The organism is Streptomonospora halophila (assembly GCF_039542725.1).
GTDB classification, from domain to species: Bacteria; Actinomycetota; Actinomycetes; order Streptosporangiales; family Streptosporangiaceae; genus Streptomonospora; species Streptomonospora halophila.
This window is the reverse complement of sequence record NZ_BAABIK010000014.1, coordinates 116,859-141,561: the sequence shown is the minus strand read 5'-3', so window position 1 is coordinate 141,561 and position 24,703 is coordinate 116,859. Positions and strand designations below refer to the sequence as shown.

Annotated in this window: 23 protein-coding genes; 8 read left to right on the top strand and 15 right to left on the bottom strand. The window is 67.9% G+C overall.

The window, feature by feature from the left end; translation table 11 throughout:
- Positions 1-296: 296 nt before the first annotated feature.
- Complete coding sequence (locus ABEA15_RS13965) at positions 297-1,190, bottom strand: AraC family transcriptional regulator (RefSeq protein ID WP_345556971.1); 894 nt, start codon at positions 1,188-1,190, stop codon at positions 297-299.
- Positions 1,191-1,329: 139 nt separating this feature from the next.
- Between ABEA15_RS13965 and ABEA15_RS13960 the strand changes: the two genes are divergently transcribed.
- Positions 1,330-1,713 (top strand): hypothetical protein, encoded by a 384-nt coding sequence (locus tag ABEA15_RS13960; protein WP_345556970.1) that lies wholly within the window; start codon positions 1,330-1,332, stop codon positions 1,711-1,713.
- Positions 1,714-1,940: 227 nt separating this feature from the next.
- Here ABEA15_RS13960 and ABEA15_RS13955 read toward each other — a convergent pair whose 3' ends face one another.
- Positions 1,941-2,534, bottom strand: a complete 594-nt coding sequence (locus ABEA15_RS13955; RefSeq protein ID WP_344146074.1) for a TetR/AcrR family transcriptional regulator — start codon at positions 2,532-2,534, stop codon at positions 1,941-1,943.
- Between the two features lie 112 nt (positions 2,535-2,646).
- Here ABEA15_RS13955 and ABEA15_RS13950 point away from each other — a divergent pair, with 112 nt between their 5' ends.
- Complete coding sequence (locus ABEA15_RS13950) at positions 2,647-3,408, top strand: SDR family oxidoreductase (protein ID WP_344146077.1); 762 nt, start codon at positions 2,647-2,649, stop codon at positions 3,406-3,408.
- Positions 3,409-3,454: 46 nt separating this feature from the next.
- On the opposite strand, the gene ABEA15_RS13945 is transcribed toward ABEA15_RS13950, so the two are convergent.
- A complete protein-coding gene (locus tag ABEA15_RS13945; RefSeq protein ID WP_345556969.1) occupies positions 3,455-3,889 on the bottom strand; it encodes a MerR family transcriptional regulator in 435 nt (144 codons plus the stop codon).
- Between the two features lie 68 nt (positions 3,890-3,957).
- Here ABEA15_RS13945 and ABEA15_RS13940 point away from each other — a divergent pair, with 68 nt between their 5' ends.
- Positions 3,958-4,785, top strand: a complete 828-nt coding sequence (locus tag ABEA15_RS13940; RefSeq protein ID WP_345556968.1) for an SDR family NAD(P)-dependent oxidoreductase — start codon at positions 3,958-3,960, stop codon at positions 4,783-4,785.
- A gap of 206 nt (positions 4,786-4,991) precedes the next feature.
- On the opposite strand, the gene ABEA15_RS13935 is transcribed toward ABEA15_RS13940, so the two are convergent.
- Entirely contained in the window at positions 4,992-6,104 is a 1,113-nt protein-coding gene (locus tag ABEA15_RS13935; RefSeq protein WP_345556967.1) for a cytochrome P450 family protein, read from the bottom strand.
- A gap of 115 nt (positions 6,105-6,219) precedes the next feature.
- Here ABEA15_RS13935 and ABEA15_RS13930 point away from each other — a divergent pair, with 115 nt between their 5' ends.
- Positions 6,220-7,092 (top strand): helix-turn-helix domain-containing protein, encoded by an 873-nt coding sequence (locus ABEA15_RS13930; protein WP_345556966.1) that lies wholly within the window; start codon positions 6,220-6,222, stop codon positions 7,090-7,092.
- Between the two features lie 245 nt (positions 7,093-7,337).
- Here ABEA15_RS13930 and ABEA15_RS13925 read toward each other — a convergent pair whose 3' ends face one another.
- On the bottom strand, positions 7,338-7,727 hold the full coding sequence (locus tag ABEA15_RS13925) for a nuclear transport factor 2 family protein (protein WP_345556965.1): 390 nt from the start codon (positions 7,725-7,727) through the stop codon (positions 7,338-7,340).
- Positions 7,728-7,952: 225 nt separating this feature from the next.
- Between ABEA15_RS13925 and ABEA15_RS13920 the strand changes: the two genes are divergently transcribed.
- On the top strand, positions 7,953-8,240 hold the full coding sequence (locus ABEA15_RS13920; protein WP_345556964.1) for a hypothetical protein: 288 nt from the start codon (positions 7,953-7,955) through the stop codon (positions 8,238-8,240).
- 21 nt (positions 8,241-8,261) lie between these two features.
- Positions 8,262-8,855, top strand: a complete 594-nt coding sequence (locus ABEA15_RS13915) for a TetR/AcrR family transcriptional regulator (protein WP_344146095.1) — start codon at positions 8,262-8,264, stop codon at positions 8,853-8,855.
- Positions 8,856-9,469: 614 nt separating this feature from the next.
- Here the strand turns inward: ABEA15_RS13915 and ABEA15_RS13910 are convergent.
- From ABEA15_RS13910 to ABEA15_RS13900, 3 genes are all read right to left on the bottom strand, one after another.
- Positions 9,470-11,101 (bottom strand): type IV secretory system conjugative DNA transfer family protein, encoded by a 1,632-nt coding sequence (locus ABEA15_RS13910; protein WP_345556963.1) that lies wholly within the window; start codon positions 11,099-11,101, stop codon positions 9,470-9,472.
- Positions 11,098-12,144, bottom strand: a complete 1,047-nt coding sequence (locus ABEA15_RS13905; protein ID WP_345556962.1) for a M48 family metallopeptidase — start codon at positions 12,142-12,144, stop codon at positions 11,098-11,100. The genes ABEA15_RS13910 and ABEA15_RS13905 overlap by 4 nt, the downstream gene beginning before the upstream one ends.
- An 85-nt stretch (positions 12,145-12,229) precedes the next feature.
- Positions 12,230-12,973: a TetR/AcrR family transcriptional regulator gene (locus ABEA15_RS13900; protein ID WP_345556961.1), complete on the bottom strand. Its 744-nt coding sequence runs from the start codon at positions 12,971-12,973 to the stop codon at positions 12,230-12,232.
- A 414-nt stretch (positions 12,974-13,387) separates the two neighbouring features.
- Here ABEA15_RS13900 and ABEA15_RS13890 point away from each other — a divergent pair, with 414 nt between their 5' ends.
- Complete coding sequence (locus tag ABEA15_RS13890) at positions 13,388-14,206, top strand: FAD-dependent monooxygenase (RefSeq protein WP_425579393.1); 819 nt, start codon at positions 13,388-13,390, stop codon at positions 14,204-14,206.
- Positions 14,207-14,706: 500 nt separating this feature from the next.
- Here ABEA15_RS13890 and ABEA15_RS13885 read toward each other — a convergent pair whose 3' ends face one another.
- The 5 genes from ABEA15_RS13885 to ABEA15_RS13865 all read right to left on the bottom strand — a co-directional run bounded on the left by ABEA15_RS13885 (position 14,707) and on the right by ABEA15_RS13865 (position 21,005).
- The gene (locus ABEA15_RS13885) at positions 14,707-15,408 is read right to left on the bottom strand and encodes a response regulator transcription factor (RefSeq protein ID WP_344146098.1); all 702 of its coding nucleotides are present in this window, start codon (positions 15,406-15,408) and stop codon (positions 14,707-14,709) included.
- Positions 15,405-16,535 (bottom strand): sensor histidine kinase, encoded by a 1,131-nt coding sequence (locus ABEA15_RS13880; RefSeq protein WP_345556959.1) that lies wholly within the window; start codon positions 16,533-16,535, stop codon positions 15,405-15,407. The genes ABEA15_RS13885 and ABEA15_RS13880 overlap by 4 nt, the downstream gene beginning before the upstream one ends.
- A gap of 105 nt (positions 16,536-16,640) precedes the next feature.
- Positions 16,641-19,175 carry an FtsX-like permease family protein gene (locus tag ABEA15_RS13875; RefSeq protein WP_345556958.1) on the bottom strand — a complete coding sequence of 845 codons (2,535 nt, stop codon included), beginning with the start codon at positions 19,173-19,175 and terminating at the stop codon, positions 16,641-16,643.
- Positions 19,172-19,882, bottom strand: a complete 711-nt coding sequence (locus ABEA15_RS13870; RefSeq protein WP_344146397.1) for an ABC transporter ATP-binding protein — start codon at positions 19,880-19,882, stop codon at positions 19,172-19,174. The genes ABEA15_RS13875 and ABEA15_RS13870 overlap by 4 nt, the downstream gene beginning before the upstream one ends.
- A gap of 346 nt (positions 19,883-20,228) precedes the next feature.
- Positions 20,229-21,005, bottom strand: a complete 777-nt coding sequence (locus ABEA15_RS13865; RefSeq protein ID WP_345556957.1) for a glucose 1-dehydrogenase — start codon at positions 21,003-21,005, stop codon at positions 20,229-20,231.
- Positions 21,006-21,116: 111 nt separating this feature from the next.
- On the opposite strand from ABEA15_RS13865, the gene ABEA15_RS13860 reads away from it, so the two are divergent.
- Positions 21,117-21,767, top strand: a complete 651-nt coding sequence (locus tag ABEA15_RS13860; RefSeq protein WP_345556956.1) for a TetR/AcrR family transcriptional regulator — start codon at positions 21,117-21,119, stop codon at positions 21,765-21,767.
- 541 nt (positions 21,768-22,308) lie between these two features.
- On the opposite strand, the gene ABEA15_RS13855 is transcribed toward ABEA15_RS13860, so the two are convergent.
- Positions 22,309-22,632: a MerR family transcriptional regulator gene (locus tag ABEA15_RS13855; protein ID WP_344146113.1), complete on the bottom strand. Its 324-nt coding sequence runs from the start codon at positions 22,630-22,632 to the stop codon at positions 22,309-22,311.
- A gap of 840 nt (positions 22,633-23,472) precedes the next feature.
- Positions 23,473-23,811: a hypothetical protein gene (locus tag ABEA15_RS13850; protein ID WP_344146116.1), complete on the bottom strand. Its 339-nt coding sequence runs from the start codon at positions 23,809-23,811 to the stop codon at positions 23,473-23,475.
- Positions 23,812-24,703: the final 892 nt, after the last annotated feature.

Genomic DNA, 24,703 nt, shown 5'->3' with positions numbered 1-24,703 from the left:
ACCGGGCCGTTCGGCGGTGGTTTGCGGGTGCAGGCGGCGAGATTCGGCGTCGGGGGTGACAACGGCAGGCAGGCGCGGTGGAACAGCATCGGAGTCCCTGGTGGCGGTTTTCTTGGTCGTCAACTCACTTACCAGGGACTTCTTTGTGTCAGGGACGGTTTCGCGGGGTCAGTACGAGGCTGTGATCTGGACTCTCAAAATGAAATCCGTGTGTCGCCGACGCGTTCGAGCACACGAGATGGGGAGATGAGATTGGCGCGCAATGCGTCGTGGTCTTTCGTTTGCAGTTTGCGTGGTCATCTCGGAAGTGGGTCCGGGTGATTGCGGAATCGGCCGGGAGCGAGACCGTACTCGCGGCTGAACGCGGTGGCGAATGCGAACTCGTTGGAGTAGCCGACCTGACGGGCGATCGTGGCCAGCCCGAAGGTGGTCTGTCTGAGCAAGCGGGCGGCGCAGGCGAGCCGCCAGTAGGTCACGTAGGTCATCGGTGGCAGTCCGACCTGGACGGTGAAACGCCGGTTGAACGACGTGCGCGACATGCCCGCCACGCCGGCGAGCTGTTCGACGCCCCATGCATGTTGAGGGCGCTCGTGGATTTGGTCCAGGGCTGCGGCGATGGCCGGGTCGGCCGTCGCCGTCATGCCCGTGGCGTCGGGGGCGTCGTACCAGTGGCGTAGGGCGTGGACCAGTACGAGATCGACCAGCGCGGACCGGGTCACCCAGTTGCCCTGCCGGACCTGTGCGACGTCGTTTTCCAGCAGGCTCACGAGCGTCGCGAGTTCTGGGTGATGGGTGCGGTCTGGCGACACCACGATGGTTTTGGGCAGTCCGCGCAGTATCGGATGGAGCCGGCCATGGTCGAGTCGGTACGCGCCGCACAGGAACTCAGTGTCCGCCGACCGAGGCGCAGGAAGGTCGGTGGCCGGGAACACCGGCAGCTTGTCCAGCCGGGTCGGTGCGTGACCGAGGCCATGCTCAGCGCCGTTCGGTGCGATCACGAGGTCGCCCGGACGCAGACGGGCAGGTGGTGTCCCTGCGGCGACCAGCCATGCTTCGCCGCGAAGGAGAACGTGGAACCCGATCCCGGCGAAGCTCGGGAACCGCATGCCCCAAGCACCCGACCCGCGCAGTCGGCGACCGTTGGCCCTTCCCGCGCGAACGCTGCTGAGGGCGCTGCTGATTGTGTCCACGACCATCATGTTAGTTCGCGTTGGTTGAGCCTTCCGCGTATGTAACCGGGCTGGTCGCGCATGGTGTCGCTATTCCGGTGGTGGTTAAGTCAATGGCATACCCGGTATGCGCCACTGTTGGAGGAGATCGATGAGAAGTATGGCGATCGTGATCGAGGAGCTTCTGAACGAACGGGAGACCCCGGTAGAAGAGGTGATGGCCAGACATTTCGTCCCCGCCTATCGGCAGCGGACCGACGGCGTCTGGGCTGAGTGGCCGGCGATCGCGCAGAATCTCGCCCGCATCCGAACAATGGTTCGTCTGGCGACGATTGAACTGCTGGACGAGTTGGTCGACGGATATGCATACGCGGACCGCCACGTGCTTACGATCGAGATGAATGACGGAACCCGGCAAACGCGTGAGTCCTACGTATTCGGCAGTCTTGCGCCGGACGGCAGATTCGAGGTGATCGAGGAGGTCACGCTGGTGGACCCTGTCCACAACCCACGTTTGAAGGCTCAGTCTGACAGCGACGAGTGAGGATCGGCGAGCCACGACCGCAAGTCGGGGTGGGCCCGCACGTCCACGTCGCGCGCGAGTGCGACGGAGTCTGCCGGCGGGGGTCAGCGGGGCGTTGCGGTGGCACACGAGGGCCTGCTGAGTATCGGCGTAGATGTCGCGATCCATACCGGGATCAGAAGGCCCTCTTCCTGTTCAACCGCTGCCGCAGGCGTGTCGGCTGTTACCAGCGTGCCGACACCCCACCACTAGTCGGAGATTCTCGGCGAAGGGCGTGCTTGCAGGCCGTCCAGGGTCAGATCGAGCAAACGTTCGGCCCGTTGCCGGTGTTCGGGACCAGCCGAGGTGAGGGCGATACCTTCGAGTGCAGCGGCGACATCGATAGAGGTGACGTCGGTGCGGATCGTCGTGGCGGTCGCGCAGGCATCCATGAGTGAGTTCAGTGCGGCCTGGATCATTTCCCGGCTGTTGCCATAGGGATTGTTGCCTTTGGCGGCAATCGCGCGCAGTGCGTCGATCATGCCGTACTTGGCAGTCGCGTAGTCCAGGAACAGACGTGTCCAGGCGCGAAGTGCCTCGAAGGGCGGCTTCGTTGCCAGCAAGTCGGGCACCGCGTCGCACAGCTCGGCGACCTCGTGGCGGTAGGTGGCCTCGATCAGTGCTTCGCGGGTGGGAAAGTTGCGGTACAGCGTGGCACTGCCCACTCCTGCCTCTTTGGCGATGCGCTCCAGATGAGCATCAAGGCCGTCCGTTGTGAACACGCGTACCGCGGCCGCGAGGATCCTCTCCCGGTTGCGCCGTGCATCGGCCCTGGGCAACCGTCGCTGCGCTGCGTCCGCCATGACTACGTGCCGCCTTCCGACGTCTCACCCGCTTGCTAAGTGGAGGCGCACCCACTTACACTATTAAAGTGGGCGAGCCCCCACATCACTATAGGTGACCGCATGGACCCGCATGCTCCTCGCGAAGGAAGTGGCTTTGTCAGGCATTAGAGGTAAGGTCGTCGCGCTCACGGGTGCCAGCAGTGGCATCGGGGAGGCGACGGCGATCCATTTAGCGACACAAGGCGCTCACCTGGTGCTCGGAGCACGGCGAGAGGCCCGGCTGCAGGCTGTGGTGGATCGCATCACGGCGCAAGGCGGCTCGGCCGTCGGGGTCATCGTCGATGTCACCCGTCGCGACGACCTGAAGCGACTGACCGATGCAGCACTCGATCGCTTCGGTCGCCTTGATGTTCTGGTCTCCAACGCCGGCACGATGGCAGTCTCGCCATTCGACGAACTGCGTCAAGATGACTGGGACTCCATGGTCGCCACTCACATCACGGGCCTGCTGAACGGCATCGGGGCGGCGCTGCCCATCTTCCGGCAGCAGCGTTCTGGCCATTTTGTCAACGTCGCCTCCACTGCGGCCTACATCGTGAAGTCTCCCCAAGCCGTTTACGCGGCCACCAAGACCGCGGTGAAAGTGCTGACCGAAGGGCTGCGGCAGGAGGCCGGTCCTGATCTGCGGGTCACCCTCGTCTCGCCGGGTTTCACCAACACGGAGGGCGTGGGTAAAGGAGCGAGCCCTGAAACGGCGACGGCGATGATCAAGCAACGCGACGAGATCGCCATGCCACCCTCCGCCATCGCCTCCGCCATCGGATACGCGATCGAGCAACCCGACGGCATCGACGTCAGCGAAGTCGTCGTCCGCCCTACGGTGCAAAGCTGACCACCTCAGCTAATCAAACCGAGAATGTCGGTGAGTAGGCAGGTCACTACTCTGGCAGGCGGACCTCGTGATCCGGTGCCGGGCTACACGATGGGTGAGAAGCACGGGCGGTGGCGGCAAGGCCGGTCGGGGTTGCGGCGCCTGAAAGGTAGCGCTCAAGCATCTCGCGTCGCTCGGCGAGCTGCCGTTCCTGATAGGCCAACTGGTCGCGAATGTGTCGGACGCGATCGACGAGCGCGGCGCACACATCCTCATCCTGGGGCGGCTCCGGCCCGATGCACGGAATGACGTCGCGGATGACCTCGGAGGGAAGGCCGGCCCGGTAGAGGTCCTGGATGAAGGCAACCTGGCGCACTGCCTGCTCATCGTACTCTCGGTATCCGTTGGCGAGCCGTTCAGCGGGCAATAGTCCCTGCTCCTCGTAGTACCGCAGCGAACGTGTGCTGACCCCTGTGGCCTTAGCGAGTTCTCCGATGCGCATGCGCTGCCTCTTCTCTCACCCGCGACGACTTGACATTGACGTCAATGTGAAAGTCTAGCCTGGCGGTCATGACGGCGAACAACGCGAGACCGAGTAAGCAGCGAACGTTCGACCAGGGCACCGCGCTGGTTACCGGGGCCGGCGCGGGTATCGGGGCCGCGATCGCCCAACGGCTGGCGGCACGGGGCATGCACCTGGTCTTGGTGGCGCGGGACGCGGAACGCTTGGAGGTTGCGGCGCAACGGCTGCGCGCAGAGTACGGGATCGATGTGCTGGTCGTACGGCTGGACCTGGCGCGGCAGGACGCGCCGGCCCGTCTGGCCAAGCTCCTGAGGGACGCCGGAGTCGAGGTCGAGATCCTGGTCAACAATGCCGCCGTCGCCGTTGTCGGGTCGGTGACCGAAGCCGACCCGGAGACGATGCGAGCGCTGATCGATCTGAATGCTGCGTCGGTGGCGCAGCTCAGCGTGTTCTTCCTGCCCGCCATGGTGGCCCGCGGCCGGGGTGCGATCGTGAACATCGCCAGCACCGCAGCGTACGCACCGGCGCCCTACAACGCTGCGTACGCGGCATCGAAGGCGTTCGTGCTCTCCTTCACCCAGGCTCTCTGGTTTGAAACCCGAGGCACCGGGGTCCGTGTGGTGGCGGTGAGTCCTGGCGCGGTCGAAACACCGATGAATCCCGGTCATGGTGTGGGCAAACGGAGGCCTGAGCAGGTCGCAGACACCGTCATGAGGGCTCTGCGAGGCCGCTCCTCCGCAGTCGTCGACGGCCGTGTTTACGCCTTCCAGGCATTCCTGTTCGACCGCGTTCTGCCGAACCGGACGGTCGCACGACTCACCGGGAGGTTCTTCCGCGTGGCGGCGACCCGGAAGAGGGCGGCTCAGAGCGCTTAGCACTCAGGCGAAGCCCGTGACTCCCATGGTTCACGGAGCGATTGCCCTCGGTCGTGGGTCTGCCGACCGCCGGTGCCGAGCTCGAGCCAATGGCGTCGCGATCACTTCCGAGGTCGGCGATTGTGCCATCCGGTGGGAGGACAGGCGTGATGGACAGAAACCGGATGAGGTACGACGGCTATGGCGCAATAGTGGGTCGGATTCCGTCATTTACCGGGTGTCGCTCGTACTCGGACAGGTAGGCGGTGCAGGCAGTGCATGAAGTCGTGGCGCCAAGTCAGTTCGGACGCCGGGACAGCTAGGTCGAGACTGGGGAAACGTGTCATCAGCACGGTGTACGCGACCTCGGCCTCCAGACGGGCCAACGGTGCACCGAGGCAGTAGTGGATCCCGTGCCCGAAGCCGAGGTGCGGGTTCTGACGACGATCGAGCTGTAGCTGGTCCGCACTGGGGAATCGGTTTTCGTCTCGATTCGCTTTTTCCAGGCTAACGACGACGGGGGTGCCGGCCTGGACGATGCGGCCCGCGAGATCGAACGTTTCGGTGGCGATTCGGGAGGTGGTCGAGGCGGCGGGTGAGTCGAATCGCACGAACTCCTCGATCGCGGTGGTCAGCAGTCGCGGGTCCACACGCGCCCGGTCCCACCGGCTTCGGTCCTCAAGCAGTCGGTATACGCCGTTGCCGATCAGGTTGATGGTGGTCTCGGTCCCGGCGACCATCAGCATGAAGACCATCGAGGTCAGCTCGTTCTCCGAAAGCCGTTCTTGGCCGTCACGAGCCGCGATCAACTCACTGAGCAGGCCGTCGCCCGGGTGTGCGCGCTGGTCGGCGACGAGTTCCCGGATGACCGCGAGCAACCGGGTCAACTGGACGGCCCGTGCTGACTGTTGAGCAGGGTCAGCCGCGATGTCGGTCCAGGTGCGGAACTCGTCGCGGCTGCTGGAGGGGATGCCGAGCAGGTCGCAAATGATCTGGAACGGCAGCGGCCACGCGTAGGCCGGGATGAGGTCGACCGTCTCGCGGCCCTCTATTGCGTCGAGCAGTTCGTGTGCAATCTGCTCGACGCGCGGACGCATCGTTTCGATCCGTTGTGAGGTGAGGGCCGTCGAGATCAAGCGGCGCAGGCGAGTGTGGTCTGGCGGGTCCAGGAACAGCATGTGGCGTATCGTGGCGTCATACAGGTCTTGTGTCAGACCCATCGCGGAGGCGTCAAGGTTTTTGGTGACAGCTCGCTCGGACAGTGCCTGTCGAGCGGCATCATGGCTGTTGACCGTCACCACTGTGGTACCACCGTGGGTGGATTCTTCGACTTCGTTCAAGACATGCTCCTTCTTCCTGTCTCGCGCAGGGAACAGTCAAACAGCACTGCTGGTATACAGCTTGGACCTGGAAGCCACGTCGTGGAACCTCCGGGCCAGGTGGGATGAGGTAACCATGCGAGCAGTCGGCGAGCAGGCGAGCAATTGCGCCGCTGCGCGGGTGTCCATTGCGAGTGGTGACCTGGAAAGCCACGTACATACTCGCGAGTTTCAGGCCATGGATGTCACCGTCACCGACTTCGCCACGACGATCGGGTTGGATATGGAAACGCCTCGGGACGGCGAGGACGTTCTTCGTTTGTTCATTGTGCGGCGCGGCGCCTGGACGCTCCGATACGGCTCGGGAGAGATCGCCCTCGGCGCATGTCGCTTCATGTTGCGCCGCTCCACAGGTCTGATCGGCTACAAGATGCTTCCGCGTACATCGGGCTTGACGGTTGGATTGCCTGCGGAAATCGCGAAGGAAGCGTCCGAGTCGATCATCGGTTCAGCCGCCGCGCCTGAGGTGCGTCTGCTGTCGGCCTACGCGAGTGTGCTGCTCGACACCATCAATGACCTCACCGAAGCAGGCCTCAATGCGGCGCGCAATGCACTGATCGAGTTGGCCCGAGGCGTAGTGCGCTGTTACGTCGACGGCGCCGAGCCGACTTTTGCGCCGACACTTGTTCTAGCCGCCCGCGAAATCGCCGACCAGAGACTCACTCAGTCGGAACTGACACCTGGGATGCTAGCGCGCGAACTAAACGTTTCCGTGCGAACACTGAGCCGCGCGTTCGCGTCTACCACTGAATCGGTCGGCTCCTACCTGCGGCGCCGGCGCCTGGAGGAAGCCCGTCGTGAGTTGGCCGCCGGATACACCGTCACGCAAGTCGCGGCTCGCTGGCAGTTCGCCGACAGCAGCCACTTCGTCCGAGCCTTCCGCAAACACCATGGGTGCACCCCAACTGAATACCTTCGACGTCTGCGACTGCGTTCGCGTGGTCGCTGAGCCACAAGTCAGTCGCCGCGGAGAGCGTTGGCGCTGGAGACGCTACTTCCGCCGATGTTGCGGCCGGGTCGGGCCCGGCGGCGAGGACCCGTCGGTGCGGCAGCGAGCGCTTTTCATCGTGCTCCGCGTAGTCGAAGGACCGGCACCGCCCCTGGGCGGTTGCAGACTAGCAGTGGGCACGACAGCGCTGGTCACAAAGCCAACACGAGGGCGGGCCGCGATACGCGCCTGCCCCTCGTCACCGGTCAGCGAGTGAACACCGCGGCCGCGTGGATCGTGTCCAAGTATTCCCGGACGGCGGCGATCTTGCCTCCGCTGAGCTCGAAGACGCACACCACCCGGTTGTCGTAGTCGACTCCGTCCGCAGAGACGCCGACCACGTGGGTCTCGACCACGGCCCGCTCCTCCGTCTGCGTCGCGGAGACGACCTCGATCCGCGGGCCTGCCGGCAGTGACGCCGCAGCCCGTCCCAGCATCTCCAGGTACCCGGCGCGATCGTAAGTCCCCGCAAGGGCGAACCCGCCACCCGGCTTGCCCCCCACCGTCCAATGGAAGTCGTCCGTCGTGAGCTCCATCGCGCCTGCCGCGTCACCCGTCCCGAGGCGCGCCAAAAATTCCGTGGCCACGTCTGTCATGCCAGCCCCCTTGAAGTAAGTAACTTCATACTTACTATAGTCCATGGTGCGCACCCGGCGGTAGTGCGTCGGAGCCGACCGGACGATTCATCCTGGTGCCGCCCCTCGGCTTCCAGATGGGTACGCCGGTGCCGGCCTCCTACCCGGCGGCGAAGGCAGCGGCCACGAGCTTTCTCACTGCCGCTCGCGGAGGACATCGCCCCGTTCGGCCTCAAGGTCTCGATCGTGGAGCCAGGCAACCTGCGCACGAAGATCCTCTCCGAAGGTTCCATGGCCGTCCTGCCGTGCAACGAGCGGTACCATCAGACCGTGGGAGAGAGCGCACGCTACCCGGGCACGCTACGCGGCCACCAGGCTGGAGATCCCGACACTCGCGTCATCGTCGGCCTCACCACGATGGACGCCCCGCCCCGACGTCTCGCGCTCGGTGCCGACGGTGTCGAGTTCGCTCAGGCCGCCGCCGGTCAGCGCCTCGCCGCGGAGGACGACCGCTGGCGCGAGCTCGGCTCATAGATTGCCTTCAGGACTGAAGGGATGAGCGAACCGGAGAAGGCGGAGCGGGACTCCGCACGTACCCGACAACGCATTCTCGACGCGGCGACCGTCGAGTTCGCCGAACATGGCTACGCCGGCGCACGTGTGGGCCGCATCGCCACCGCAGCCGACCGCAACCAGCGGATGCTCTACGCGCATTTCGGCAACAAGGCCGGCCTCTTCGAAGCAGTACTCGAGGAGCACGTCGTCCGCGCTCAACAGGCTGTCGCGCTCGACGCCGAGGATCTGCCGGGCTATGCCGTCGCGCTAAGAGAGTTCTACGTGCACAACCCGGTGCTGATGCGGCTCGCATTGTGGCAGCGGCTGGAACTCGGCACGTCGGTCGCCGGCCTTCCCCGCGCCGCCGAAGCAGTGGCCGCCAAGACCGCCGCCATCAAGAAGGCACAGCAGGCCGACAAGATCACGGCCTCGATCCCGGCCGCGGCTCTCCTGAACCACGTCCAGGCACTGGCCGTCGGCAACATCGTGGGCGGCCCGGACCATACCCCCGGCGCGGGTGAGGATTGTCTGGTCGAAGCCGTCCACCGACTCATCGCTCCCGGCACTGGGACACACCCTGGCGCGAACCGGTGAACCCGACCCGGCGCTCGTAAGGGTATTGGAGACTCAGGCCCGCAGGCCTCATCGAGACTCACTCGCCGGGGCTGACGAGTCCGGTCTGGTGGCGTTGAGCCGTTCGTCGCCGCAGATCGCTCGCGTCCTCCGACATATCTGCTGACCTGCATCAGCTGCTCAGCGTTGGATTTGCCGCGACCGGGACCCCTCAAAGGAACGGCGCTGCCACTTGAACCGGCCCCCGAACTTCACCGCCCGATAGGACGAATGTGTCTATGTTCTTTGCATCTCGGATGTGGCACGGTATGCTTTAAGTACATCACACACGGCTTGCTGGGCCGGACAGTTTCTGACTGGGCGTCCCGGCAAAAAGCGGGCGCATCCCCACTGTCAGGTGGCTGTCTTCCCAGAGAGTTCGTGCTTGACAAGGGGGGATGTGGTGTGGCTAATGTTTTCAGGATCGCTCTATTGGCGATCATCGTTATCGTGCGTAGTATCGCACGATACGGTGGTCCAGTATTCCAGATCCTTTTGGATATAGCCAAGCTGGTGATCGCCATGGTCATCGCAGACGACTTGAAGAAGTAGCCCGCTAGCCGGGAAATCGGAGATGCCCTTCGGGCTCTCCGATTTCATTTTTCGCGGAGGTTCACCAGCACGGGTGGTGTGCGTGCCCCGTTGCTGCGGGAGAGCTGGGCGACGCAGTGGCCCAGAGGGATCTCCGCGGACAGCTCTCCGGGGCTCCAAAGCGCTTCGGTGCGTTTGCTGTGCTGGACGCCGATGCTCTGGCTCTCGGTCCGCCCGATGGGCAGGTTCCAGTTGTCGTAGCTGGTGGAGGCCGATCGGGTGCGGGTCCGTGTGAACTCGGAGACCTCCTGTTCGCCCCAGAAGCGGGAGAACTGCTCGGCTCCGTCGGGGTCGACGCCGGGGAAGACGAACTTGCCTCCGGCCGAAGTGAAGACCGTGGGCAGCAGCTCGTCCGGAAAGTCCCCCAGGGACTGGGCGAGCAGGACCAGGCCGGCGTTGTTGGAGCGGACCCGCTGCAGGGCGCGTGCCGTGTAGTCGTCGATGAACCGGCCGGCCTCTTCCACGACCAGCCCTTTGAAGATCCCCCGATTCGTTCCGGGAGAACTGGTGACATGGGTGAACTGCGCCATGGCCAGCCGGGCCAGGATGCGGGTGGTCTCAGGCATGCGCGCTTCGGGAAGGGCCATTCGTACTCGTATCGGCCGGTTGATGTCGCCCATGGAGAACTTGTGCTCCTTCTTCAGGGGGTCGAAGAGCCTGTGCAGGTTGGGGCGGTCGAGCAGCGAAAGGCGCTCGACCGCCGAGGCCGCCGGGTCCACCTTCCCGGAGGCCTGCCTCTTGCGCCGGGCGATGAACTCCTTGCCCGCCGGTGTATTGGCGGCCTTTCCACCAGCGAGGTTGTTGACGGCCTGTGTGTCGCCTTCATCTATGCGCATGAGCCGGAGCAGCTCTCGGAGGGTGGGCCAGCGCTTCACGGTCTTCCACGCCAGATCCAGGCAGGCGTAGATGGTGTTGCGCGAGGCGTCCATGAAGTACTGCTTGTCGGCGCTGACTCCGGCGGGCAGCAGGGCCGAGGCGAGCTGGTCGGCCGCCTCCTCGGGGGTTGATGCCCCGCCGTAGAGGTCGAACCCGGTTCCGGGGTCGGCGGGGTCGATGGTGTGGTCGAACCAGCCTTCGAAGCCGAAGTCGTCGCCCTTGGGGTCGATGACCAGCACGCTGACCCGGTTGGCCAAACTCTGCAGAACCAGGTGCTCTGCGATGGGCACGGCCACGCCGTGGGTCTTGCCGCACCCGGGCGGGCCCACGACCAGAAGCGATGTGCGCAGGCAGTCGGTGTCGACACCGAAGTCCCCCGAGCCGGCGATGGGCACGTTGCGCGCGTCGGCGGCCAGGCGCCCCAGCCGCACCTGGCTGGCCGCGAGGTTGTGCTCGGCGCGCCGGTGCCCCGGGAGGTTGCGCTGCCCGGAATCGTGCCCGGCCGCGGCCGGACCCAGTTCGTGGAGCTCGGCGATCAGCTCGGCGCGCAGGGCCTCGTCGCCGGCCGCCTGGCCCAGGGCGGTCGTCAGCCGGGCCCGGTCGACGTCGCTCATCTCCTCGCTGGGCCAGAGCCCATCCAGCAGGGCAGCGGCGAAGGGGTCGTGGGGACGCAGCCATTCCCACGGCGGCGCAGGGGCGGGCTGCGCGGGCGCGACGCCGGGGCGGCCGCCCATGAGCAGTTCGATGAGGTGGCGGATCACATCTGGCTCCGGGGCTGGTTCAGGTAGGTCTGAAGGCGCTGGATGCGCTTGGCGGCGGTGGGGTGGCTGGCCGTAGCGCGCTGCCAAGGGTTCATCTGGGCGTGGGCGGCGTCATGGCCCAGGTGGATCCAGTGCTGCAGCACCTGCTGCAGGGCCGGGGCATAACCCAATTGCGCGGCATAGCGGTCGGCGGCCAGCTCCGTGGCGCGGCTGAGGGCGGCCGCCCCAAACAGGGCCGCCATGGCCGGAACGAGGAACGGAAGCACGAAGACCAGGCAGCACATGGTCAGGGTGCAGCCGGCAACGATGAGCATCAGCACGTTGCCGCTGTCCCGGTAGGCGGACCAGATAGCTCCGACGATCCCGATGGTCAGGGCGTTGAAGAGGCGGGCGATCACTGTCACCGGGAGCCCGTAGTAGTTCAGCGCGAGCAGGAACCTGGCGTGGCTGAAGGTGTGGTGCCCAAGCTCATGCGCCAAAACGGCTTCGAGCTGGGGCGGGGAGAGCTCTTCGACCGCGGACCGGGTGACCGCGACGATGCCCGCACCCGCCGCACTGGCGTTGATGTCCTCGGACTCCTGCACCCAGAGCCGGAAGGCGTGCGGATGCCGACCGGTGGCGTGCATCACGCGATACCAGGGGACGACGAGCTTCGCCTCCTCCTCGGCGGTGGCCAGGCGCAACCCGAGCAGCCACCGGGCCAGGGCGTCCCCGGTGCGGGGATACAAGCAGAATCCGCCGACGCACGCCCACGCCAACAGGACCCCCAAGCCCGTCAGCCTCGCCAGCACACCTTCGGGGGCGCCGACCAGCACGCTCCCCACCACAGCCCCCACGATCGGGTAGCCGATGCACCAGACCACGAAGGCGCTTGCCAGCGCCTTGGGGGCCGAGATCACGAGCAGCTGGGCCCAGGTCGGGCCGTCGATCCGCGGCCGTGAGGGCGGATGGTGCGCAGGGTGCTGGGGCAGCGGTGTCCCCTGCGGGGCGAAGCCGCCCGGCGGCGGGGCCGGCGTCGAGGGGGGTCGGGACTGGTGGGGCACGTTCCAATCGCGGTGGAACTGCGGCATCTGTCCTCCTGGGGGTGGGGCTGCGCCCGGGCGGCCCGGCCCAATGCGCAGAAAGGAGTCAGCTGGGCAGCGGAAAGTCAGTCCCGGCCGGGGGCCGGTACTCCTTTTCCAGGCCGAGCTTGGTGAAGAGCTCGGCGATCATCAGCTCGAACATCGGCTCATGGTCGGTGATGGTGGGAGCGAAGTGGTCGAACACCTCCAGGGCGACCGCTCCGTAGATCTGCCGCCAGCAGCCGAGGAAGACGACCAGTGTCCCCAAGGGCAGGTCGACCCCTACCGCGGAGCGGTACTGGTCGAGCTGGTCGCGAAGTCCGGGCGCGATCTTTTCGTCCGGCAGGATCGGGAACGGCCGCACGGCCCAGAGGTGGACGAACAGCTCGCCCCATACCTCGGCCAGACGGCGCACCCATAGGCCTGTCACGTCCGCATGCGCCGGGCCCGCTGCCGCGGTGGGTGTGCCGAACAGCAAATGGAAGCAGGTGCGGTGGCCGATGCACCAGGCGCGGAACGCCCGCGTGGCGGCCAGCAGCCGCCCCGCGATGTCATCGGCCAACTCGCTGCTGACGGCCGTTCGCTGGGCCTGGACGATCTCGTCCACGAGGTCGCGCGCGAGGTGCCAGGTGATGGCGCTCAGGTCGTCGTAGTGGCGGTAGAGCGCAGCTGGCGTCACCTCGACCCGGCGCGCCACCTCGGCGAGGGTGAGGGCGTCCACCCCCTCCTCCTCCACGATCCTGCGGGCCGCGGCCTTGATCTCCTCGGCCATCTGCGCCCGGAGCCGGTCGCGCCGTGTCTGGGGAGGCACTATCCACTCCATTCAGTAAATGCGCTTTACATAGTAGCGGACATTTACCGATGCGCAAGGCGGCGCGGCCTGCACGGGAACAGAGTGCCTATATGTCTTTTTTGCACAGGATCGTGTGTGTGTGCGGAAAATAAATCGGTTCGGATGCGCGACCTTCTACTACGAACGCACCGGGGCTGTGATGGCGCTGCGCCGCGCGGCCGAGCGCAGGCAGGGAAGGGGGCGAGCTTGTCCTCCTTGCCCCCGCCGGTCTTTACGTGCAGGACACGACCGCGACCAGCGCCAAAGCCCGAGTGTTCTCGGTCGTTGCCGCGACGCGCGCTGGTGGCCGGGGTCCGGTTGGGGCTGGTGGCCGGGCGGCTGGGGCGGTAGTCCATGCCAGCCCGGCCCGCTTCGCGGTAGCGGCGGGCCCATTTGTGGGCGGTTTTGGGCGAGACGCCGAGCGCTCGGCCGCTTGGCGCCGGCTCCAGTCGTCGTCAGGACGGAGGCGGGGTCGACGCCACCTTTTGGCGGGCCGCGCCACGGCGATTCGACCTGGTGGTCGGTGCCGACGGGACGCACTCCGCCGTACGGCGCCTGCTCTTCGGACCCGAGCGGCAGTTCGTGCGCGACCTGGGCCTGTACGGCGCGACCGTCCCGCTGGAGCCCGACGCCATCGAGGACCCGAACGAGATGACGATGCTGACCGCGCCGAACCGGATGCTGATCCTCCACCCCTCGCGGACCACTCCACTCGCGATCTTCACCTTCCGCGCCGCACCGCCGGCGCCCCACGACCGCAAGAACACCGCCCTTCACAAGCAGACCGTGGCCGACGCGTACGCCGACGTGGGGTGGCGGGCACGGGAGTTCGTGGCGGCGTACCTCGACCACCCGGCTCCCTTCTTCGACCCCCTGACCACCGTCCGGATGCCCTCGTGGTCCCGCGGACGGGTCGTACTGCTGGGGGACGCGGCGGCGACAGCCCTGCTAGGCGACGGGTCCAGCATGGCGATGGCGGGCGCGTACGCCCTCGCGGAAGCGCTCGCCGCCCACCCCGGTGATCACACCCGGGCTTTCGCCGCCTATGAGTCGCGACTCCGTCGTGGGGTGGGCCCGCGGCAGCGGCGCGTCGGGCCGCTCTCCAGGCTCATGGTGCCCCGCACCCGACCGGGCCTCACGGTGCGCAACGCGGTGGGCCGTGCGGTCGGCCGCACAAACCAGACCGCCTCGCGCGAAGCGGCGTACCGGTAGACCGAACCCGCACCGATCGGTGCGCAGCTCCGCGATAGCTCTCAGCCGGGTCGGCGCCGCCATGCCCGACGAGCCCGTCTCCGCGTAGTAGGTCATCGCCAATGCGGCAGGTCGGCCGCTGTCGGCCTCACCCACCGTTCCGGGCACTCGCCACGACAGGGGTGCTGCCGGTGACTACGCCCCTGCGACACGGAGGTGAAGTGCTGTGCGGACAAGGCGCAGGAAGGTCCCGGCGGCATCATCCGAGTGCCTTCCGCGGCCGACGTCTCAAGCCGCGGCGTCGGCGCAACAGCACCCACAGGGCCAACTCATGTTGGCGGGAGCTCTCCTAAGGGAGTCATCGACGTATTCCCCTTAGGTTGGTGCGGCACAGGGTCGTCTCTTGTCCGCATGGGTAGCCAGCACGTGTGTTGTCGTGTCGCCTGGGCGGCGGGAAAGTCCGCGGACGCTACGGGCTTCCCCGGAGTCCGGTACCGGCCCGGCCACGACGCTCGCGGTGCTCACTCGCCGGGGCTGACGAGTCCGGTCTCGTATCCGATGATCACGAGCTGGGCGCGGTCGCGCGCGTTCAGCTTGCCGAGGATGCGACTGACGTGCGTCTTCGCCGTGAGCGGCGACATGTAGAGCGACTCGCCGATCTCGGAGTTGGTCTTGCCGCGTGCGACCTCGGCGAGTACCTCACGCTCTCGCTCGCTCAGGACATCGAGAGGACCCGAGTCGCCGGGACGCATGATCGGTCGGCGAACGAAGTCGGCGACCAACCGCTTGGCCATCGCCGGTGAGATGAGGACGTCCCCGTCGTCGGCGGCGGCGATGGCCTCGAGCAGGAGTCGCGGTGGGGTGTCCTTGAGCAGGAAACCGGAGGCACCGACTCTGAGCGCCTCGTAGACGTACTCATCGAGCGCGAAGGTGGTGAGCACGAGCACCTTGGTGGCGTTGAGCCGTTCGTCGCCGCAGATCGCCCGCGTCGCGTCGAGCCCGTCCATGCGAGGCATGCGGATGTCCATCAGCACGACGTCGGGGCGTGTCCGCCGGGTCTCGGCGATCGCCTGCGCGCCGTCGCCGACCTCACCGACGACCTCGATGCCGGGTTCGCCGGCGAGCAGTGATGCGAACCCGCGGCGCACCAACTCCTGGTCGTCGGCGAGCAGCACGCGGATGTCGCGCCTCGCCACGGCAGGCGCGTCGAGCCGAGGGGTCATGCCTCCCACCCGCCGGGAACCTGGTACGGCACGAACGCGTGCACCGTGAACCCGCCGTTGTCGGTGGGTTCGGCGTGGACGGTGCCACCGAGGAGCTCCGCTCGCTCGCGGATCGCGACCAGACCGATGCCGGTGCCCGCCGTCGTAACGCGTGCGGTGGCCGGGGCGTCGTTCGACACGGTGACGTGCACCCCGCCGTCTGCGTGCCGGAGCCGGACGATCGTGGGGACGTCGCCGGCGTGGCGGGCGACGTTGACCAGGCACTCGTGCACGATGCGGTGCACCGTCACCACGGTGCTCTCCGTCACGCCCGCGGGGTAGTGACCGTCCTCGACCACCTCGACCTCCCTGGAGTGCCCGGCGGCGGCGACGACGTCGCCGAGGGTGGTGGTGGCCGCCGGTATCGGGCGAAGCGGGACCGACTCGTCGGACCGGAGGAGCCCGAGGAGGGATCTCAGCTCGTCGAGCGATCGTCTGCCTGCGTCGTTGATCTCGACGAGCGCGGTGTGAGCGGCGGCGGGATCGCGCTCGAACCCGTGGGCGGCGATGCCGGACTGGACGGTGATCGCCGACAGCGAATGGGCGACGATGTCGTGCAGGTCGTACGCGATGCGAAGGCGTTCCGCCTGGAGCCGCTCGGCGACCTGGCGTTCCCATCTGTCGGCTCGACGCCGCAGGTTGGAGCGGCGGGCGTCGGCGGCGGCGATCGGGAGCAGGAGAACGGCTGAGTAGGTGACCCATTCGAACCAGAACGGCTCATTGCCGGCCTGCGCCCCGAAGCCGGCGACGACGATCGCGACGAACGATCCGAACCAGACCGCAGAGCGATCCTCGCTTCGGCGCACGAGTCGGTACAGCGCCACGGCGAGCATCGGTCCCAGCGCGACCGGGCTGGAGGTCCATACGAAGGTGACGACGGTCAGCACACCGATCGCCACGACGGTGACCCGACCGAACCGGCCGGCGACGAGGAGCAGCACTGCGGCGACGGCCGCGATCGCGACGCCGAGGAGCTGCCGTCCGGCCAGGACGTCCGGGTCGAAGACGAACACGCCGATCGACACCGCCAACGCGGCGACGAGCGCAGCGAGATCGGCGCGGCCGGTGCGGTGATCCGTAAGCGTCATGGCACCATCCTCGTCGCGACCGATGGCGTGCGCGTACTCCCACAGGAGGTCTCTGTACCGGGACCGGTCGGGAGCGCCCGGTCCCGGTACTGGACCTCGGGGCCATCAGCGGTCCCGGCTCACCAGCTCGAGCACGGGCACCCGGGAGACCCGGAACGCGGGCCACGCTGCAGCGACCACGCCCGCTGCGACCGCGACGATCAGCGTCACCGCCAGACGGAGCCAGGGTACGATGACGTACGGGATCTCCGCGCCTCCAGTGACATCGATCATCGCCCAGCCGACGCCGGCTCCGACGGCGATACCGATCGATGCTGCAACGAACGACAGGAGTGCCGCCTCGAGCCGCACGATGCGACGCAGCTCCCGCCGAGACGCCCCGACCGCTCGCAGCAGCCCGATCTCTCCAAAGCGTTCATTGATCGCGAGCGCCGTTGTGTTGGCGACTCCGAGAAGCGCGATGAGGCTCGCCAGAATGAGCATCCCGTCGATGAAGTTTCCGAACGCAGCGACGTCGCTCCCGCTGCTGGCGATGTGTTCTTCCCGGGTCGCCAGGAACGACCCGGGCGCATCTTGGACCAGGGCCCGCACGTCTTCCTCTGCGTCCGCCACCGCTCCGTCGGCGAGGTCGACGAACACCTGCGCATCGAGCAGATGACCGAGCGAGGCGTCGAGCGTCGCACGGTCGACGAAGTAGGCCGGAGCTTCGAAACCGCCGGTGCTCCTTTCGACCACGGCAACGATCGGCGCTTCGATGGTCGATCGTTCGAACTCGATTTTCAGGGTTTCGCCAAGCCGCGCCGGGTCGTCACCGACCACGGCCACGCCTCCCGAGCTCAGATCGGCGAGGTCGCCGGCGATCGGGGCGAGGTCGTACATGGTGGGCAGCGCCGTCGGGTCGATACCGCCGATCGCCTCGGCTTTCCCTGCCACCACCCCTTCGGCGATCGACAGCGCAGTTACCGAGTCCACGTCGGACAGCGCTGCCATCCGGTCGGCCAGGGTGGGGTCGATCGTCGAGAAGTCGGGGGTCGCCGACGTGACCACCAGGTCCGCCTGCAGCCCCTCACGGACGTCCGTTCCCACCGCGCTCGCCAGTGAGCTCGCGAAGATCGAGAACAGCGTCACCATCGCGGTTCCGAGCATGAGCGCGAGCGCCGTCGATGCCGATCGGCGGGGGCTCGCAGCCAGGTTGCCCGCGGCGATCGAGCCGGACACACCGGCGGCGCGGCGGGCCGCTGGAGAGCTCCAACGTGCTGAAGCTGTCACGATCGCCGGGCCGCACAGCACGAGCGCCGGGACAATGGCAGTAGCGAGCACGAGCCACACCGGGTTCGAGCCAACCACAGCAGCAGCTCCTCCAGCGATCGCCGCCGCGGCGAGCACGAGTCCGCTTGCAGTCCGCGCTCGGCTCACGACCCGGGGTTCCGCCGCGCTCTCACGCAGTGCCTCGATCGGGGGTGTCGCCGCCGCGCGGCGGGCCGGGATCCATGCCGAGAGGATCGTTGTGCCGATACCGACGGTCGCGGCGATCGCGATCGAGGTCGGGCTCACGATCGCCGGCCCGGTGATCAGGCTGACCCCGGTGAGTCCGACGACCCAGCGCAGCGCGTCCACTCCCGCGACCCCGCATACGAGGCCGATGAGCGTGGCGATCGTTCCGACGAACACCGCCTCGATCACCACTCCGCCGAGCACTTGGCGTCGTTGCGCACCGATCGCACGCAGCAGTCCCGACTCCCGGCGGCGGCGGGCGACGGTGAGCGCGAACGTGTTGTAGATGATCGTCACGCCGATCAGAATCGCGACCACGGCGAAGGCCAGGAGGAACACGTTCAGGAACTGCAGCGGTGAAGTCGCGGCGTTCTGCATCGTCCGTATGTAGTCGCGTCCGTCGACGACCTCGGCGTCGGACAGCGCCGCCAGGCGGCCGAGCACCTCGGTGCGGTCGGCACCCTCCGCGACGTCGACGACCACCTCGGTCGGCGCGTCCATATCGAGCCAGGCGGACATCGCTCCGTCGGGCAACAGAACCGTTCGCTTCAGCGGCGCCGCGTCCGCCGACCCGAACGTCGCGATACCGGTGATGGTCGCGTCGTGCATCCCCGACGCGGTCAGGACCTTGACGACGTCACCCCGAGCCACGCCTGCGTCATCGGCGAGCGAGCGGTCGATCACGATCTCACCGACCCCGGTCGGTGGTCGCCCGCTCGCGAGCCGGAACGGATTGAGCGCCGGGTCGGCGATCCAGTTGCGACCGACGTCGTTCGCCGTGCCGGCTCCGACCGCCGATCCGTCGACGACCAGCTTCGCGAAGCCGGTCCATTGCGAGGCGGCCCCGTCGACGCCGTCGACCGCGGCCACGCGCTCGGTGATGTCGGGATCCAGTGATTGCCGAACCGACCTGGCAGGGTCTCCCGGACCTCCGCCGGGTTCGCCGAGGGAAACGCCCTGCACCACGGCGTCCGTCCCGGCCATCGCTTCGGCGATGTCGCCGGCAGCTCGGCCGCGCATCGAGTCGGACAGCACCAGCGTCGCGACGAGGAACGCCACCGACAGTGCGATCGCCGTGCCTGTGAGCAGGAACCGACCCCGGCTCGCGAACACGCTCCGGGCCGCGCTCCGCACCATCTGGCTCATCGCCCCAGGCCCTTCATCACGTCGAGCACCGAATCGGCCGACGGGCGATCCATTACGTCGTGCACTCTGCCGTCGACGACGAACACGACGTGGTCCGCCCAGGCTGCGGCGTTGGGATCGTGCGTGACCATCACGATCGACTGATGATGCCTGTCGACCGCTGATCGCAGGTATCCGAGGATCTCCTGTCCGGACCGGGTGTCGAGGTTGCCGGTGGGCTCGTCGGCGAACACCACGTGTGGCCGGGCGACCAGCGCTCGGGCGATGGCGACGCGCTGTTGCTGGCCGCCTGAGAGCTCCGTCGGCCGATGATGCAGGCGATCACCGAGGCCCAGCATCGACACGACCTGATCGAGCACTCCATCGCTCGGCCGGCGGCCCGACAACGTCAACGGCAGGCGAATGTTCTCCTCGGCCGTGAGGGTCCCAACGAGATTGAGCGTCTGGAACACGAACCCGATCCGTTCTCGGCGCAGCAGGGTCAGTTCGCGGTCGTCGAGGGTCGACAGATCGGTGTTGCCGACGAAGGCGCGGCCCGACGCCAGTTGGTCCAGCCCGGCGGCGCAGTGCATCATCGTCGACTTTCCCGAACCCGACGGGCCCATCACAGCCGTGAACTTCCCCGCCGGGAACGCGATGGTGACGTCGTCGAGAGCGACGACGGCAGACGGGCCGGAGCCGTATCGCTTGACTGCGCCGACGAGCATGGCCGCAGCGTCATCAGCGTTGGGTGACAGCGCGCTTTCGGCCTGCTGATCGACGACCGTGGAATCTGGACGTGGGGACACGAGACCTCCGATGAGTGGTTGGTGTCCACCACGATGCCGACGGCCGCCGGCGGCCGCCTCCGCCCGCGGGAGGCGACGCGTACTCGCACGGAAGTACATGAGCGACCGAACGGCCGGCCTTGGCGGCCGACGATTCGGGCGAGGACCGTGACGGTTCGATGCGGCGGCAGGCCGGTACGTCGGCCGGTCGCGGTAATGTCGACGATCCCCTCCCGCGTCGTGACCGCGGGCGCGATCCCGATCGCCGCCCGGACCGCGGCGTCCCTCAGGCCGCCCCGTACTGCAGAGCAGGCCCGAGCAGCAGCCCGCCGTCGACCACGAACTCCGAGCCGGTCGCGTACGACGCGTCGTCGGACGCCAGGAACAGGAGCAGGCGGGAGACGTCTTCGGGCCGGCCGATGCGCGGGACCGCGTACGGCTCCGGCGAATAGAAGTCCGAGATCGGGCGCTCGCCCGGCTCTGCCGGGGTATTGATCAACGGTGTCGAGACCACGCCGGGGTGCACCGCGTTGACCCGGATCCCGTCCCGGCCGAGCTCCAGCGCCGCGGTCCTGGTCAAGCCGCGCACGGCCCATTTGCTGGCCGTGTAGGCCGCGTAGTACGCCGTACCCACGTTGGCCATGGTCGAGGCGATGTTGATGATCGAGCCCCCGGCCTCGCGCATCGAGGGCGTCACCGCGCGGATGCCGAGAAACTGGCCCGTCACATTGACGTCCATGGCGCGCGTGAAGGTGCTCAGATCGGTGTGCTCGACCGGCGCTGCCGCTTGCTGGATGCCCGCGTTGTTCACCAGCACAGACACCGGTCCGAAGCGTTCCTGGGCTTCCGTGACGGCTGCCGCCCACTGTGTCTCGCTGGTGACGTCCAGCCGCACGTCCATCGCCCGCGGACCGAGTTCTGCGGCGAGCTTCGCGCCGCGTTCCGGGGCCCGGTCGGCCACCACGACGTTGGCCCCCTCGGCGTGGAAGGCACGCACGTGACTGCTGCCCATCCCGCCCCCTGCACCGGTGACGATGACCGTCCTGTTCTCGAATCGCTGCACGAGCGCGCCCTTCGCTAGATATGAGTCAAGTGACTCGCCTTACCGCAAAGGTAGGTGCGAAACAAAGGTGAGTCAAGCGACTCACCTCGCAACGTGGGGCATCATGGACCCATGGCGACGAGGACCGGGACCTACCACCAGCAGCTCGCGCAGCAGAAGCGAGCAGCGATCATCAGCGCGGCCACAGGCCTGTTCCTTGACAACGGCTACGCCGGCACCTCCCTAGCCCGGGTCGCCGAGGCTGCGGAGGTGTCCAAGGCCACGCTCTTCAAACAGTTCCCCACCAAGGCGAACCTGTTCGAGGCCATGGTCACCGAGCACTGGAGCACGGACGACGACCAGCGCCCCGCCCCCCGGCCCGGCGACCTCGAGCGCGGGCTGCGGGAGTACGGCCGCCGGTACGCCGCGCTCATGTCCCGACCGGAGATGGTCGGCCTCTACCGAATCGTCATCGCCGAGATGCCCCGATTCCCCGCGCTCGCCACGACCCACTTCGACCTCGGCAAAATGCCGTTCTTCGAGTCCGTCCAGCGCTACCTCGCCGCGGAGCACGACACCGGGACGGCCCGCATCGAGGACCCGGTCATGGCCACCACCCAGTTCATGGGCATGATCTCGAACTACATCCTCTGGCCGCGACTGCTCGTCGTCGACTGGGCCCCGCCCCCGGCCGAGGTGGACGCTGCGGTCGACGACGCCGTCGCCACGATGTGCGCACGCTACCGGGCGCCCCGGATGGGATGTCCCGGCCGCCCTGGTTAAGCCCCACCACAAACAGAACGCCCGGGAATATAGGAGTCCTTCCGTCCATCGGAAACCTTCCCTTACCGGGCCCCTTGTTCATGGTTTATGCCCCAATAGTTCACGCTCATCTGTTCTTTGTCAGAACGGGGGCTGGGCGATAGCGCTTATGCCACCGGCCACCTGAGGGTGCCCTGGCGGCGGCAGGCCGGTGGACGGTGATCCAACCCGCACCGCTGCGCCCTGCGGTGCCCGGTTGGGTGCTTCGCCGTCGACACCGCTGCCGGACAGGTGGCCTGCCAGGCCGGGCACACGGTGGCTCGGCGGGCCCGAGGGCGGGCGGCACCGCCAGCGCAAGGGCGCATTCGGCCACCGGTGCGGGCTTGCCCGCTGCGTCCCCGCCGCACCACCGCGACCGGAGGGCGGATTCCGACCACCCGCTAGCACCACGGCCCCCAGGCTTGAGCACGGCGCCAAACCCGCGAGGATGCGGGCCGCGCGCCGATTGCGGCGAGGGCTGTCGGTGCTTCGGCGAGCTTGGGACGCGGCGCGCGGCACAGCCTCACTCCGTGGGCGGATCGGTGGCGCGTAGCTCCTCGTTGATGCGCTGGGCCTCCTCCAGCTGGTCCTCCAGGACGATGATCCGGCACGCGGCCTCGATCGAGGTGCCCTCGTCCACGAGGTCGCGCGCCCGCGCGGCGAGTCGGAGCTGATAGCGGGAGTAGCGGCGGTGCCCACCCTCCGAGCGCCGGGGCTCGATCAGCTGGGCCTGGCCCAGGGCGCGCAGGAAGGCCGGCGTGGCGCCGATCATTTCGGCCGCGCTGCCCACGGTGTAGGCGGGGTAGTCGTCATCGTCGAACCGGTCACCGGTGTCGGGACGAGTCAAGCGCTCTCTTCCTTCTCCTGAACGCACGTCGAGGGCCCCAGCGCCGCACGGCGCTGGGGCCCGAGAGTTCACTACCATCCACCGGCCGCTGCCGGTCTTCCGCTTCCCGAGGACAGGCTGGGACGGGATCGCGGGGATCGCGGTTGTATGACCGTGGACCACCTTCTTTCGAACAAAGGCCCTGCGGTACCCGGGCGCGAATCGTGCTGCGTCCGGGCGATCCTGATGGCACCTACCTCTCGATTCTCGTTTCGTGCACTGCTCTACTTCTGTACTGCGGTCCTACCGGCCCCCGGCGCCGTACAACCACCCGCGCCGGTCGAGCCCTACCGCGACCTTGCTTCTGCTGCGGAATCCCCTGTGCGAGCGGGATATCCGGTCCTGCGTTACTGCTCTACCTCTGTACTGCGTTGCTACCGGCCCCGGTGCCGTGATGCGCGTGCACACCGTCGGGCCGTCCTGCTCTCCACCGGCCTATCCGGTGGTCCGGCCGTGTACTTCTGCGGCCGCGGGAATAAAGTTAGCAGCACGAGCCAGGCGTGTCTACTTCGGCCGCGACAGGTTTCCGGTCTTCGCGAGGGAAGGACAGGCTCCCGGAGGCAGTCACGGGCGCGTCGAGCGCGGGCCCGTCGAGGCCGGCACGGCTACCGGGTGGTGATGTGCCGGGGACCGGCCGAGCAGCCGGTTCGAGGCAGCCGGTTGGGGGAACCGGAGGAACGCGGCTGAGCCGGCGTGGCGCGCTTTCGGAGCGTGGGCCGGCCGCACAGGGGGATCTGCGACTGTGCGTGGCCGAGGCGTGCGCTGCCTCGGCGGCCCTGCTCAGAGCGGGGGCGGCCGGGGCTACTCGGTGGCGACGGCGATGGCCACGCGCACCCGGTGCACCGCGGCGTCGGACATCTGGCGGATGCCCCACCGGTCGGTGCCGAGGTCGGCGGCCAGGCGCAGGACGCCGGCCTCGGTCTCACAGGCGCCGGGGGCGGTCCCGGCCTCCAGGGCGGCGGCCAGGGTGGCGAAGTCGATGACGGTGTTGTGGCCGTCGTCGTCGACGAAGCGGTCCACGAAGTCCTCACGGCGCAGCCACACGGCGTCGTTGTGGGCGATGAGCAGTTCCACGGCGGCGCGCACGTGCGGGTCGTGGTCGCGGATCCAGTCGCGCAGGTCGGAGATCATGGTCGCCACGCAACCCTCCTTTACGCATCGGCGGGGCGGCGTTCGGGCGGGATGTGCAGCACGCTGCCGTCACGCGGGGCGTAGCTGCCGGAGGCCAGGGCCCGGCCGTCCGAGTGGGGGGTGCCGGTGAGGCGCACCTCCTCGGCGCCGGCACGGGCGAGCCGTGGGCGAGCCCGGCGGTGGGCGCATCACCGGGACGGCCACACGGCCGCGGACGGTGATGGCCTGCGGGCCGTAGGCGGCGGTGCGGTAACGCAGCGTGCCCCAGGCGGCGCGGGCCCCGCCCCCGCCGAGGCGACCGGCTCCACGCCCGCAGACCGGGCGAGGACGCCGGGGCTGATGAGGGCACCGCCGGGGCCGTCGGCGCCGGTGAGTCGTTCGGCGCCGATCCGTGGCATGCACGTGGCGGGCCGCGGACCCCGACCGGTCGCGCCGTGTTCGGCGCCGACCTGCCGCGGGAGCCGAAGGAGGGAGCTGGGCCATGGCACTTTCGCGACGGTTACGGATACGTCCACAGGAAGCGTACGCAACGCATCTTTTCAGGGACAGCATGAATGCTCCTCCGCCTATCCACCGGGGACGGACCCAAGCCCGCTACCCCGGACCGACCCCCGAGTCCCGGGGGCGAAGGCTTCGTCTACACGCGCCGTTGACAAAGCGAGCCCCCGCGCCAGTTCTGCATCCGCCCCCGACGTCAAACTTCGAGTCATTGGGTCGGCCTCCAACCACTGATGCTCGAATGCCGGATCGAGTTCCTCCCTGCGGGATTCCGTAGCACAGGTGCGCTGGGGCGCCCCATCAGGTTTTCGTCAGCTCGCGCAGCCTGGCGCCCGCCTCGGCGGCGTCGACGACGCCGCCGGCGGGACGGCCGCTCGTCGGCCTGGTGGCCGGCCCTCCTCGC